General features: G+C 34.3%; 13 protein-coding genes. 11 read left to right on the top strand and 2 right to left on the bottom strand.

Annotation, left to right across the window (positions count from 1 at the left end; all coding sequences use genetic code 11):
- Nucleotides 1–172 precede the first annotated feature (172 nt).
- From hflX to OEV98_RS00160, 6 genes are all read left to right on the top strand, one after another.
- Entirely contained in the window at nucleotides 173–1,465 is a 1,293-nt protein-coding gene (gene hflX, locus OEV98_RS00185) for a GTPase HflX (RefSeq protein ID WP_407676475.1), read from the top strand.
- Complete coding sequence (locus OEV98_RS00180; protein WP_263071110.1) at nucleotides 1,443–2,717, top strand: methionine gamma-lyase family protein; 1,275 nt, start codon at nucleotides 1,443–1,445, stop codon at nucleotides 2,715–2,717. Before hflX ends, OEV98_RS00180 begins: the two co-directional genes overlap by 23 nt.
- A 44-nt stretch (nucleotides 2,718–2,761) precedes the next feature.
- Nucleotides 2,762–3,427, top strand: a complete 666-nt coding sequence (locus OEV98_RS00175) for a DNA alkylation repair protein (protein ID WP_263071109.1) — start codon at nucleotides 2,762–2,764, stop codon at nucleotides 3,425–3,427.
- 134 nt (nucleotides 3,428–3,561) lie between these two features.
- Nucleotides 3,562–3,963 carry a MerR family transcriptional regulator gene (locus OEV98_RS00170; protein WP_263071108.1) on the top strand — a complete coding sequence of 134 codons (402 nt, stop codon included), beginning with the start codon at nucleotides 3,562–3,564 and terminating at the stop codon, nucleotides 3,961–3,963.
- A gap of 96 nt (nucleotides 3,964–4,059) precedes the next feature.
- Nucleotides 4,060–5,394 carry a type I glutamate--ammonia ligase gene (glnA, locus tag OEV98_RS00165; protein ID WP_263071107.1) on the top strand — a complete coding sequence of 445 codons (1,335 nt, stop codon included), beginning with the start codon at nucleotides 4,060–4,062 and terminating at the stop codon, nucleotides 5,392–5,394.
- Between the two features lie 333 nt (nucleotides 5,395–5,727).
- Entirely contained in the window at nucleotides 5,728–6,294 is a 567-nt protein-coding gene (locus tag OEV98_RS00160) for a DUF5067 domain-containing protein (RefSeq protein ID WP_263071106.1), read from the top strand.
- A 307-nt stretch (nucleotides 6,295–6,601) separates the two neighbouring features.
- Here the strand turns inward: OEV98_RS00160 and OEV98_RS00155 are convergent, their stop codons facing one another.
- Nucleotides 6,602–7,846 carry a helix-turn-helix transcriptional regulator gene (locus OEV98_RS00155; RefSeq protein WP_263071105.1) on the bottom strand — a complete coding sequence of 415 codons (1,245 nt, stop codon included), beginning with the start codon at nucleotides 7,844–7,846 and terminating at the stop codon, nucleotides 6,602–6,604.
- 330 nt (nucleotides 7,847–8,176) lie between these two features.
- Nucleotides 8,177–8,797, bottom strand: coding sequence for a transcriptional repressor LexA (lexA, locus tag OEV98_RS00150; protein ID WP_263071104.1), 621 nt, complete (start codon nucleotides 8,795–8,797; stop codon nucleotides 8,177–8,179).
- Nucleotides 8,798–8,942: 145 nt separating this feature from the next.
- Here lexA and OEV98_RS00145 point away from each other — a divergent pair, with 145 nt between their 5' ends.
- The 5 genes from OEV98_RS00145 to sirA all read left to right on the top strand — a co-directional run bounded on the left by OEV98_RS00145 (nucleotide 8,943) and on the right by sirA (nucleotide 13,249).
- The gene (locus OEV98_RS00145; RefSeq protein ID WP_263071103.1) at nucleotides 8,943–9,119 is read left to right on the top strand and encodes a hypothetical protein; all 177 of its coding nucleotides are present in this window, start codon (nucleotides 8,943–8,945) and stop codon (nucleotides 9,117–9,119) included.
- Between the two features lie 54 nt (nucleotides 9,120–9,173).
- Nucleotides 9,174–9,839 carry a YneB family resolvase-like protein gene (locus OEV98_RS00140; protein WP_263071102.1) on the top strand — a complete coding sequence of 222 codons (666 nt, stop codon included), beginning with the start codon at nucleotides 9,174–9,176 and terminating at the stop codon, nucleotides 9,837–9,839.
- A gap of 190 nt (nucleotides 9,840–10,029) precedes the next feature.
- Nucleotides 10,030–10,263 carry a DUF896 domain-containing protein gene (locus OEV98_RS00135; RefSeq protein WP_263071101.1) on the top strand — a complete coding sequence of 78 codons (234 nt, stop codon included), beginning with the start codon at nucleotides 10,030–10,032 and terminating at the stop codon, nucleotides 10,261–10,263.
- A 194-nt stretch (nucleotides 10,264–10,457) separates the two neighbouring features.
- Nucleotides 10,458–12,458, top strand: coding sequence for a transketolase (tkt, locus tag OEV98_RS00130; protein ID WP_263071100.1), 2,001 nt, complete (start codon nucleotides 10,458–10,460; stop codon nucleotides 12,456–12,458).
- A 356-nt stretch (nucleotides 12,459–12,814) separates the two neighbouring features.
- Nucleotides 12,815–13,249, top strand: a complete 435-nt coding sequence (gene sirA / locus OEV98_RS00125) for a sporulation inhibitor of replication protein SirA (RefSeq protein ID WP_263071099.1) — start codon at nucleotides 12,815–12,817, stop codon at nucleotides 13,247–13,249.
- Nucleotides 13,250–13,281 lie beyond the last annotated feature (32 nt).

The raw sequence follows: 13,281 nt of genomic DNA, 5'->3' as shown, positions 1-13,281 counted from the left end.
AATCTATCACGCCTACTTTGCAGTTATTTCTATTTTGTGTAATATGGAAGAGGACAGAAATGGATTATTTTCCAGTCAACTGTGAAAAATAAATAGCGAAATATTCCTTGTCTCATGATGGATGTGGAATGGTTTAATGGTATGATAATCGTACAGAAAGTAAGGTGAGATAGTGGAAGAAAGAGAAAGAGAAAGAGTAATACTCGTTGGTTGCCAATTACCAGATGTGGATGATTTTCGGTTTGAAAATTCGATGGAGGAGCTTACATCCTTAACTGATACAGCTAATGGTGAGGTACTATTAAAGGTAAGTCAAAAACGAAATCGTCCAGATGCTTCTACTTATATTGGGAAAGGTAAGGTAGAAGAACTGATTGCATTAATAGAGGAACTGGAAGTAGATGTAATCATATTTAATAGTGAATTAACACCAAGTCAACTACGTAATTTATCCAATCAATTAAATGCCCGTGTCATTGACCGGACACAGCTAATTTTAGATATTTTTGCACAAAGGGCAAGGTCACGTGAAGGTAAGCTACAGGTAGAATTGGCCCAGCTCGAATATCTTTTACCGAGACTGATTGGACAAGGCACAGAGTTATCTAGACTTGGAGCAGGTATCGGTACCCGTGGACCTGGGGAAACAAAATTAGAAACTGACCGTCGTCATATTCGAAGGAGAATTGATGATATTAAAGACCAACTCGAGGTAATTGTAGGTCATCGGAAACGATATCGGGAAAGAAGAAAACGTAATAAAAACTATCAAATTGCATTAATTGGCTATACAAATGCTGGAAAGTCAACATTATTCAATCGATTGACTGCTGCGGAGTCCTATGAGGAAAATAAATTATTTGCTACGCTTGATCCGTTAACAAGAAAAATGGTATTACCAAGTGGTTTTTCGGTTCTTTTAAGTGATACAGTAGGTTTTATTGAAGACTTGCCAACAACACTTGTTGCTGCATTTCGTTCAACCCTCGAGGAAGTAGCGGAGGCGGATTTATTATTACATGTAGTCGATAGCGGAAATCCAGATCATTTTCAGCATGAAAAAACAGTCAATAAGATACTACAGGAGTTAGACGCCGGAAACATTCCGCAGCTGACCATTTATAATAAATCGGATATCAAACATGATGATTTTGTACCAACCGCTCAAACAGAGGTTTTACAAATTAGTGCATTTGATGAGGAAGATCAAATTTCTGTTAAACGAAAAATTGAACAAATGATGCTAAAAGAAATGGTAAGCTACGAGGTACAATTACCTTCAACAGAGGGGAAATTACTAGCAAGGCTAAAAGAGGAAACAATTTTACGAGAATTACTATTCGAGGAAGAAAACGAATTATACACCTGTCGAGGATTTATCTTCCAAGATCATCCACTTAATGGCCAACTGATGAATTATACATTTGGAGATGGAGAAAAAAATGATGAAGGATTTACACAATAAAGAAATTTTACAACCTATAATAGAAAGCGTCGAGAAAAAAATTGGACCAATACATAAAAACATTGATCAAACAGTAGAAAATAACCAATATCGGGTGTTAAAAAGCTTCCAAAAAAATCAAGTAAGTGACTCCCATTTTATACCGACAACTGGTTATGGCTACGATGATATTGGAAGAGATACATTAGAGAAGGTGTATGCTGATTGCTTTGGCGGGGAAGCGGCACTCGTAAGACCTCAAATCATTTCTGGTACACATGCAATTTCGACATCCTTGTTTGGTATTTTACGACCAGGGGATGAGCTATTATATATTACTGGAAATCCATATGACACACTTGAAGAAATCGTCGGCATCCGTGGTAGTGGGAACGGATCATTAAAGGAATTTGGTATTACTTATCAAACAGTACCATTAACGAATACCGGCTATCCAGACTATCAAGCAATCGAAAAAGCTATTGGTAAACAAACAAAAATGATAGGAATCCAGCGTTCAAAAGGGTATGCCAATAGACCATCTTTTACTATTGCTGAAATTAAAGAAATGATTGCATTTGTGAAAAAGGTTAAAAAAGATATCATCGTATTTGTAGACAACTGCTACGGAGAATTTGTGGAGGAATTAGAGCCCTGTCATGTCGGAGCAGATTTAATGGCTGGTTCATTAATCAAAAATCCTGGTGGTGGATTGGCTAAAACGGGTGGATATATTGTTGGTAAAAAACAATATGTGGAAAGCTGCTCTTTTCGGTTAACTTCTCCGGGAATAGGTTCAGAGGCTGGAGCATCACTATATAGCTTACAAGAAATGTACCAAGGCTTTTTCCTTGCCCCGCATGTCGTCGGACAAGCATTAAAAGGAGCAGTATTTACAGCTGCAATGCTAGAAGCGGTCGGATTAAATACGAATCCATCTTGGGATGCCGTGCGAACAGATTTAATTCAATCAGTTCAATTTGATGATAAGGAGCGGATGATTGCATTTTGTCAAGCAATTCAATTTGCATCACCTATCAATTCTCATTTTACGCCATATCCAAATTATATGCCTGGATATGAGGACGATGTAATAATGGCAGCTGGGACATTTATTCAAGGGGCAAGTATTGAACTGACTGCTGATGGCCCGATTCGTCCGCCATATCTTGCATTTGTTCAAGGCGGACTCACTTATGAGCATGTAAAAATTGCAATATGTACAGCTCTAGATTCGTTGATTGAAAAAGGCTTATTCCGAATCAATATTTAAATTATTAGTAGAGAAACAGTTGTAAATGCCAAAAGGAGTACATAATGGAGTATCTTGATATGGTAGTGGGTATATTAGAAGCCAATCGGAATCCTGAAAATGCGGTGCCGATGGAGAAATATTTAAGAAATAATTTTTCGTTTCTCGGAATTAAAACCCCATTACGCAGAGAATTAGTGAAAAAGTTTTTTAAAGAGACGGATATTTTGACACAACCGCTTAACCATTCGTTCATCCTTGCATTGTGGGAAAAAGAGGAACGAGAATACCAATATGCCGCATTAGATTATATAGGGAAATCAGTAAAGAAATTGACGAAAGAGGACCTTCCGTTAATTGAACATTTGCTTATAACGAAATCTTGGTGGGATACAGTGGATATGTTAGCAGCGAATGTAGTAGGGGCAATCGCAAAACGAAATCAAAAAATTATCGAGGAGTCGATTGAAAATTGGGCAAGTAGTACACACTTATGGCTCCGCAGAACCGCTATTCTTTTTCAATTAAAATATAAAGAAGAAACGAATGAAGCATTACTTTATGAATATATTAAACGCAATAAAGACAGCAAAGAATTTTTTATTCAAAAAGCTATCGGTTGGGCACTTCGCGAATATTCGAAAACAAATCCTTATGCAGTCAAGCGATTTATTGAAGCCACTGAGCTACCGAAGCTCAGTGTACGAGAAGGCAGTAAGTATTTAAAATAACAAAAGAAAAACGGCATATTTTTAGCCGTTTTTCTTTTTGAAAACCAATGTTATATTTTCTAACATAATGTTGACATATTTCTTAACATTGGCGTATAATTATATTAGTTAATTACGACAGGAGGGTGGAGAGAATGACGGGAAAAGAGATTCGCAGATCACTTCCTTTGTTTCCGATAGGACCTGTGATGGAGCTTACGGATTTGACTGCCCGACAGATTCGCTATTACGAAGAACATCAGCTTGTCGTCCCAGCGAGAACAAAAGGGAATCAGCGAATGTTTTCCTTGAATGACATCGATCTTTTGCTGGAAATAAAAGATTTGCTTGATCAAGGGGTCAATATTGCAGGGATAAAACAAATATTCGCAATGAAGGAAGAAGAAAAAAACCGTGAGATTGCTTCCAAGCAACCCACGAAAAAACAGCTTACAGATCAAGAATTGCGCAAAATTCTACGATCTGAACTTTTAGGAGAAAATCGTTTAAAACAAACAAATCTTCGCCAAGGAGATATGTCCCGATTTTTTCACTAAAAGGAATAAACCATCCGATAAGGAGTAGGTTTGTAAATTAGTTTATGCATTTTTAAAAAAAATATTAATAATTTTTTATTTTTGGAGGGAATTCTAGTGGCAAAGTATACAAGAGAAGATATTGAACGTTTAGCAAAAGAGCAACAGGTTAAATTTATCCGTTTGCAATTTACTGATATTTTAGGAACAATTAAAAACGTTGAAATTCCTGTTAGCCAATTAGAAAAAGCTTTAGATAACAAAATTATGTTTGATGGCTCTTCTATTGAAGGATTTGTTCGCATCGAGGAATCTGATATGTACTTATATCCTGATTTAGATACATGGGTAGTTTTCCCTTGGACTGCAGGTAATGGAAAAGTTGCTCGTCTAATCTGTGATATTTATAGCCCAGATGGAACTCCTTTCTTAGGTGATCCGCGTATGAATTTAAAACGTGTATTGGAAGAGATGAAAGAGCTTGGCTTCACCTCCTTTAATTTAGGACCAGAACCAGAATTCTTCCTATTTAAGCTTGATGAAAAAGGTGAACCAACATTAGAATTAAATGATGATGGTGGCTATTTTGACCTTGCTCCTACTGATTTAGGTGAAAATTGCCGTAAAGATATCGTTGTAGAGCTTGAAGAAATGGGCTTCGAAATTGAAGCATCTCACCATGAAGTAGCGCCTGGACAACATGAAATTGATTTTAAATATGCTGATATTGTAACTGCTTGTGATAATATTCAAACATTCAAATTGGCAGTAAAAACAATTGCTAGAAAACATGGATTACATGCAACATTTATGCCAAAACCATTGTTTGGTGTGAACGGTTCTGGAATGCATTCTAACGTTTCTTTATTCAAAGGAAAAGACAATGCATTTTATGATCCAAGCGATGAATTAGAATTAAGCGAAACTGCATACCAATTTTTAGCAGGGGTATTAAAACATGCACCGAACTTTACAGCTGTTACAAACCCAACAGTTAACTCCTTTAAACGACTAGTTCCCGGTTACGAGGCACCAGTGTATGTCGCTTGGTCTGCACGCAACAGAAGTCCATTAATTCGTATTCCAGCATCTCGTGGTTTAAGTACACGAATCGAATTACGAAGTGTCGATCCATCTGCTAACCCATACTTAGCAATGGCAGTAATATTAAAAGCTGGTTTAGACGGAATTAAAAATAAATTAACTCCACCAGCACCAGTTGATCGTAATATTTATGTTATGTCGAAGGAAGAACGTATTGCTGAAGGTATTACAGACTTACCATCCACATTATCTGAAGCACTTGTTAAACTTCAAGAAGATGAAGTGATTGTATCTGCATTAGGAGAACATATTGTTTCTAACTTTGTTGAAGCAAAAGAAATTGAATGGGATATGTTCCGTACGCAAGTACATCCATGGGAAAGAGAACAATACATGAAAATGTATTAAGTTTTAAAACTTGATATACTAATAAAATCGGACAATTTTTTATAAATTTGTCCGATTTTATTTTGTCCAAATATTGAATGGTGATGAAATGAATTTTGATTTTTTTATTAAAAATGTCCTCCATGATATACCTCTATCATAATATCTGTAACCATTTTCTTATTATTACTTGCAACATACACTATTTTCCTAATTAAAATAACGATGAAACTTGGATAACCTTTCCGGTGGAATAACATGACAAGTTTAATTTCGTACAAAATAGATAAAATAAATTACACAATTGAATAACATTACAAACGACAAATCAAACATAAAGGAGATTATTTCAACATGAAAAAATTATTATTTTTCATTACGGTAGTAATGCTACTAGTTTTAGTCGGGTGTAATAATGATAAAAATGGCTCTACGAATACGGATTCAAATGCAAATGTTGAATCTGGTTCAAAAGAAGCAAATGACAAAGAAAAAGAATCCGAAAGTGAATATTATTTTAAAGACAATGAGTTAGTAACAGAAGACGCAAAAATAAAAATAACGGATACGAAAGTTATTCAACCAGGAGAAAAGGGAAATGAATACAGTGACAAACCTGTATTTGCGATTTGGTATGAAATAACAAATTTAAGTGAAGATGAAATGGACCCTTCTACAGAATGGATATTTACATTTGAAGCGATTCAAGATAATAATCCTAATGCAGTGAATGAGCTCGATATGGCTGGACTACCAGATGAGCGTTTTCTAGAAAGCCAAAACGAATCGATTAAACCAAATGGAACGGTAGAAAATGCAGTAGCCTATGAATTAGACGATCTAGAAACACCAGTAACACTTGTTGCGAACGATTTTATTACAGATGAAAAATTAGGAGAACAAACTTTTGAGATAAAATAAAGTGGCATATTTCTCCAAAAAAGAACGAAAAGGCTAGTCTGCGAACTAGCCTTTTTAAAAAATTGTTTTCATTTGGACAAAAATATTAGTGAAAAGTTTTTAGGAAAAAGGGGATTGCATACAAGAAAAAATGGCTACCTATAGGTAGCCATTTTAAACTAAATATTAAAAAATTAATTTTCGGAAAAGAAAATATAAATTGGAGGTAAGTCAGGGTCATCCATTTTTATAAGACCATTAGCTGACGTTACAGTAAACGTAAAATTTAAAGTCAATGTCAATGTTGTGAGAAATTTTAAAAACTTTTTCATACATAAACACTTCCTTTCGTTTTCCGTATTATATCAAAAACCTTTTGATGGTAATTGATGCTTAATTTATACTTTCTTGCAGAATAATAGTGGTTGCCAAGAAGGTAATACACTTGGCATGCTTGTTCATATTTTTTCTGTTTTTCAAATTTTTCTGCCCAATCATTTAAATATGGTAAATATTCATTAATTAATGAGGGAGTAAGTTTTATTCTTAAAAATTCAATCTCTTCACTTTTAACTCCAATCTCGTTATACCATCGATAAAATGATTCTTCGTCTTGTAATTGGGCATAAATATCTAATATGGACCAATATGAGCTATTCGTAGAAAGATTAAGCTGTTTTTTTAACTCGATGGATTTTTCTAAATAAACGATAGCTTCTTCAAATAGGTTTAGCCCTTTATATGTGATGCCGAAATTATGATAAATTTTGGATTTGATTGTTTCATTTTTGTCTAGCAGATTCGCTACTTCAAGTGATTGCTTGGTGTAATATAATGCCATTTCATAATCTGTCTGTTTAAAATATATTGCAAAGAGTAACATGTAGGATTCTACAACAATATCCCATAAATGATTTACATAGAAATCCTTTAAAACTTTTTCTGCGAGTTTTATTGCTTGGATTGGTTTATTTAAATAATATAATAGCAGTAATAAGTTGAATTCCATTGTTGCATTGACTGTTTCTGGATGATTATATTTTAGGAATGTTTGAATACTATTATAGCAATTTTCATAATCCCGCTGATGAAAATAAACTTGACTCATGGAATAAACATAGCATTGGTGAACAAAATCAGGATAGGTAAGTTCGTCTTCGTTTATCATATTGTTTATAAAAGCAAACTCTTCATCAAACGGTTTATTAATTTTAATGAGAAACGCTATTTTTAATATATAAAAGGAAATTTCTTGAATAACATTTGGAATAGGATTTTCTTTCTCAAGTGCTTCGATTATTTCTTTCGATCTCTCCATATTATTTGAAATTAATAGATACAATAATTCATGGAGAGGTTCATCAAGCGTCGTATCTTTTCGATCAAACGATACGAGATAATTCTCCGAAACTTTATATTTCTTCGCTAACAGCTTAAGTATATCCCCATTTGGATAATATCGTCCATTTTCAATATTACTTAAATGGGTTGGAGAGACGATTCCGACTGCAGCTTGTTCTAATGATAATCCATTCTTTTTGCGTAAAAATAATAATCTTTTGCCGATATGCAATAGAAACACCTCCTTTTAATAAAAAAATAGTAATATTTTTAGAATATATTGTTTTACCAGGAATTTATTTTTAATTATAAATAATAAGTTATAATTAAAGAGAAATGTTCATTGAAATTATCTTGAAATAAGAACGAATCAACCTCCTAGTTCTTGCAATGATATTTCAAATCATTACCCTCTTTGGACTCACTGTATAGTTTACAGTGAGCTTTTTTATAATTTACTAGAATAATTTTACAATAAAAAAGTAGATAGCGTATAAAGAAACCCCCTAAAGATTATTCTAGGGGGTTTGTAATACGTCGCATGTGTTTATTTATATATGTATTAATAGATTTGACGATACAACCCTATCACTTTACCAAGGATGGAAACATTGGAAACAATAATTGGTTCCATTGTTGCATTTTCTGGCTGTAAACGTATGTGATTTTTTTCCTTATAAAAGCGTTTAACTGTTGCTTCATCTTCTTCTGTCATTGCAACAACAATATCTCCGTTATCCGCAGTACTCTGCTGTTTAACAATAACATAATCTCCGTCCAATATTCCAGCTTCAATCATACTTTCACCCATGATTTCTAGCATAAATACCGTATCCGAGCTAGGTGCAAGTCTTTCTGGTAGTGGAAAATACTCATCGATATTTTCCACAGCAGTAATTGGTAGACCAGCAGTTACTTTTCCTACGATCGGTACGTTTCTATAGGAAACCGTAATATTTTCTTCTCTCTCACTATCTAGTACTTCAATTGCTCTAGGTTTAGTAGGATCTCTTCTAATTAATCCTTTGCTTTCTAATCTAGCTAAATGGCCGTGAACGGTGGAGCTAGAAGATAAACCAACAGCTTCCCCGATTTCTCTTACGGAAGGTGGATAACCTTTTTCTCTTACTTCTTTTTTAATAAAATTTAAAATTTCCTGTTGTCGGGTAGATAATTTAGTCATAATTTGCACCTCACGACATATTTTTTACTAGTATAGCATGTTCGTAAAACATTTACAAACATAAGTTCGAAAAAACCGTTGACACAAATGCATGTTCGGTTTATTATATGATTAGCGAACAAATATTCGATATGAGGTGGATAAAATGGTTATTCAAAAAATTTGGGAAAAATATTCTTATGTAATTTTATTACTAGTAATTACTTTAGTATGTGGACTCATTTATATTAATGCACTTACGCAAAATGCAAATAGTGTTGAAGAATCTGGTACAATAGATGATGCTCAATATGTATATGAGTATTCAAATATAGAGGAATAACAATTTTACTAGGGATATAAAGAACAAATTTAACTAGATTTGAAGGTGTATTATTTGAAAGCTTTTATTTATTGTCGGGTTAGTACTACGAAAGAAACACAGGAAACATCTCTTGAGAGACAAGAAGAAGAATTGCTAAAACTTGCAGCATTACACCATTTTGAAGTTGTGGAAGTGATTTGTGAAAAAGCTAGTGGATATGATCTAGATCGACCAGGTATGTTGAACATGTTAGAAATGATAAAAAATAAACAGGCAAATATACTCCTTATACAAGATGAAACAAGATTGGGTCGAGGGAATGCGAAACTCGTCTTATTACATGTACTATTTAAACAGGGGATTAAAATATACACCATTTCCCAACAAGGGGAGTTGCAATTATCAGAAGCAGATTCGATGGTCTTAAAGATTGTAGGATTAGTAGAGGAATACCAGAGGAAGTTACATAATATTAAAATAAAACGTGGGATGGATCGGGCAATTGAAAAGGGATATCAGCCTGAGAAAAACATCATAAATCGAGGAGATAATGCAGGGAGAGAGCGAAAAGAAGTACCTTTGGAAGAAATTTTACGTCTGCGGCAAAAAGGTTTAACCTTCGCTGATATTGCTGCAACTTTAAGAGGTTTTGGATATCACGTATCAAAAGCAACGGTTCATCGACGTTACCAAGAATATATGAAAGAAGATACGGTGAAAGAAGAAAAAAATAGATAGTAAAAAAATTAGTATAAAAAGTTATATCCCCTATATTTCCTCTTCCTTTTATACCTTGAAAGAATGCGAAATGGTTGCCCTCCAAATCATTTTCTAGTACGATAAATTCCAGTCAATGTTTTTCAGCGTTAGGGTAATACTATAATTGACATGACTTTATTGTCATTACTATATGAAGGAGCAATATTACATGTTATCTAGTGAAAAACTAGCAAGAATTAATGAACTTGCAGCAAAAAAGAAACGAGAAGGATTAACAATTGAAGAATCAAAGGAACAATCAAAATTGCGAAGTGAGTATTTACAAGCGTTTCGAAAAACGATGAAAAATACAATTGAAAATGTTACAATTGTTGATCCAAATGGAAATGATGTTACACCGGATAAACTAAAACAGGTGAAGGCTAGAAAGAAATTACATTAAAAGCTATCGTGATGGCAATGCTCGATACGGAGCTACTGTTGAAAAAAATCATTCGTTAGTCTTATATGTAAATCAAAAATTACGAAGTCGGTATCATCTGACTAGTTCTAACGGCCAATGTTTTTTGTTGTGTTTCCATACAAATAAATATAAACTATACTTGGGTAATAAATTTCTGGAAAGGAATGGATTTTATGACTGAACAATTAGATCAATTATCAATTACATCCATTCGTACATTATCGATTGATGCAATTGAAAAAGCAAACTCTGGACATCCGGGTATGCCAATGGGTAGTGCTCCTATGGCTTATACACTTTGGACAAAATATATGAATCATAACCCAAAAAATCCTACATGGTTTAACCGTGATCGTTTTGTATTATCAGCGGGACATGGTTCTATGTTATTGTATAGCTTACTTCATTTATCAGGCTATGATGTTTCAATTGATGATATTAAAAGCTTTCGTCAATGGGGAAGCAAAACACCTGGTCATCCAGAATTTGGGCACACTCCTGGTGTAGATGCAACAACTGGTCCACTTGGACAAGGGATTGCAATGGGTGTTGGTATGGCAATGGCTGAACGACATTTAGCTGCTGTATACAATAAAGCAAATTATGAACTTGTAAACCACTATACATATTCTATATGCGGTGATGGAGATTTAATGGAAGGTGTTTCTGCAGAGGCAGCATCACTTGCAGCACATTTGAAATTAGGTCGTTTAATTGTTATGTATGATTCTAATGATATTTCATTGGATGGTGACTTAGATCAAGCATTTACGGAAAGTGTGGAAGGGCGCTTTAAAGCATATGGCTGGCAATATCTTCGTGTAGAAGATGGAAATAATCTACAAGAAATTGCAAAAGCACTCGAAGAAGCAAGATTAGATTTAGATAGACCAACATTAATTGAAGTTCGTACAGTTATTGGATACGGTTCTCCAAATAAATCAGGAAAATCTGATGTTCACGGTGCACCACTAGGAGCAGAAGAACTAAAACTAACGAAAGAATTTTATAACTGGACATTTGAAGAAGACTTTTATGTTCCAGAAGAAGTATATAATCATTTCCGAACACAAGTTGCAGAACGTGGAGCAAAAGTGGAAGAAGAATGGAATCAATTATTCGAATCCTATCGTGAGGCATACCCTGAATTAGGGAAGCAATTACAGTTAGCGATTAAAGGTGAACTACCTGAAAATTGGGATAAAGATATTCCTGTTTATCAAACAGGCAGCAGTTTAGCAAGTCGTGCTTCATCAGGGGAAGTTTTAAATGCAATTGCTAAAAATGTTCCATCATTCTTTGGTGGATCTGCAGATTTAGCTGGATCAAACAAAACCACTATTAAAGGAACAAGTGACTTCTTACCAAGTTCCTATGATGGACGTAACATTTGGTTTGGTGTTCGTGAATTTGCAATGGGTGCTGCATTGAATGGTATGGCATTACATGGTGGACTTAAAGTATTTGGTGGAACATTCTTTGTATTCTCTGATTACTTACGACCTGCGATTCGCTTAGCTGCACTTATGGGACTACCTGTAACATATGTATTCACACATGATAGTATTGCTGTTGGTGAGGATGGGCCAACCCATGAGCCAGTGGAGCAATTAGCATCATTACGAGCAATGCCAAATCTATCGATTATCCGCCCTGCGGACGGTAATGAAACTGCTGCAGCTTGGAAGCTTGCGTTAGAATCTAAAAATACTCCAACTGCATTAGTATTAACAAGACAAAATTTACCTACGCTTGAAGATACAGATAAAAATGCGTATGAAGGTGTATCAAAAGGTGCTTACACTGTATCACCTGCAAAATCATCGACACCTGCTGCATTACTACTAGCGTCTGGCTCAGAAGTTCATCTTGCAGTAGATGCGCAAAAACAATTAGCAGCTGAAGGAATTGATGTAGCAGTTGTTAGCATGCCATCTTGGGATCGTTTTGAAAAACAATCAAAAGAATATAAGGAATCTGTAATTCCTAAATCCGTTAAGAAGCGTCTTGCTATTGAAATGGGTGCTTCCCTTGGCTGGGAAAGATATACTGGTGACGAAGGTGACATTATCGCAATCGATCGTTTCGGTGCATCTGCTCCTGGTGAATTGATTATGAAGGAATTTGGTTTCTCTGTAGAAAATGTAGTAGCTCGTTTAAAAAAATTACTATAAACTTAGCAATTGATTAATAAAAGGCAAACACCATAACTATATGGTGTTTGCCTTTTGCTTTATTAAAAAATAAACTCCAGCTTTGTATAAATAAAATTCTCTGTTTAGTATAAAATCACTGTCGTATGTATTTAACAAACCCTATCATAATCTACACATCACCTAATCCTATATCGATAGTTAAAGGAAAAAGGAATAATTTTTAATAGAAAGACAATAATATGACAAAAACAGACAAATAATTCGCTAAAATATGACATATTTTATATTATCTTTCATATACAATAGTAGTAGTGATATTTTTGTGGAACGAGAATATGAGAAAAGGATACGATAGGATAAAGGGGAGAAAAAATGTGCGGCAATGTGAGATGTATATAATCGATGATTTGTTTGCAAACTATTATTATGGAAGAGAGCGGATGTTTTTCAATTTGTTTAAAGAATGTGTGGAATCGAGAGCACAGCAACAAGAAATTTTGCTGAAACAAATAAACTATATAACGAAACCAATCCCGACATTACGCATTCACACCCACATTATGCAGCATTTACAAACAAGAAATGATTTTTTTATAAAGAAAGGTGTCTATTCCATTGAAAATAAAAGGGGAACTGCCAGATTAAAGATAAATGAAAGACATCTAACTATTGAATCAACAGGAAGTATTGACTCCGAAATGTATTTTATGGAAGTTTTACGTAGCACAGAGTATAATATTTTGGCTCTTGATTTAAAAAATGAACGGTATGGTTGGGTCAAGCCATTAAGAGAAAGAAAATTTGTTTAATGAGCGGAAAAAAGAATGTAATATTAGAAATA

The sequence above is a fragment of the Perspicuibacillus lycopersici genome, from assembly GCF_025660475.1.
Taxonomy (GTDB): Bacteria; Bacillota; Bacilli; order Bacillales; family Caldibacillaceae; genus Perspicuibacillus; species Perspicuibacillus lycopersici.
This window is presented reverse-complemented; position numbering and strand designations above follow the sequence as displayed.

Coding starts and splice junctions, on each gene's coding strand:
- tkt (WP_263071100.1), top strand. CDS start 10,458: ATGACTGAACAATTAGATCAATTATCAATTACATCCATTCGTACATTA.
- OEV98_RS00160 (WP_263071106.1), top strand. CDS start 5,728: ATGAAAAAATTATTATTTTTCATTACGGTAGTAATGCTACTAGTTTTA.
- OEV98_RS00175 (WP_263071109.1), top strand. CDS start 2,762: ATGGAGTATCTTGATATGGTAGTGGGTATATTAGAAGCCAATCGGAAT.
- OEV98_RS00145 (WP_263071103.1), top strand. CDS start 8,943: ATGGTTATTCAAAAAATTTGGGAAAAATATTCTTATGTAATTTTATTA.
- OEV98_RS00135 (WP_263071101.1), top strand. CDS start 10,030: ATGTTATCTAGTGAAAAACTAGCAAGAATTAATGAACTTGCAGCAAAA.
- OEV98_RS00170 (WP_263071108.1), top strand. CDS start 3,562: ATGACGGGAAAAGAGATTCGCAGATCACTTCCTTTGTTTCCGATAGGA.
- OEV98_RS00180 (WP_263071110.1), top strand. CDS start 1,443: ATGATGAAGGATTTACACAATAAAGAAATTTTACAACCTATAATAGAA.
- lexA (WP_263071104.1), bottom strand. CDS start 8,797: ATGACTAAATTATCTACCCGACAACAGGAAATTTTAAATTTTATTAAA.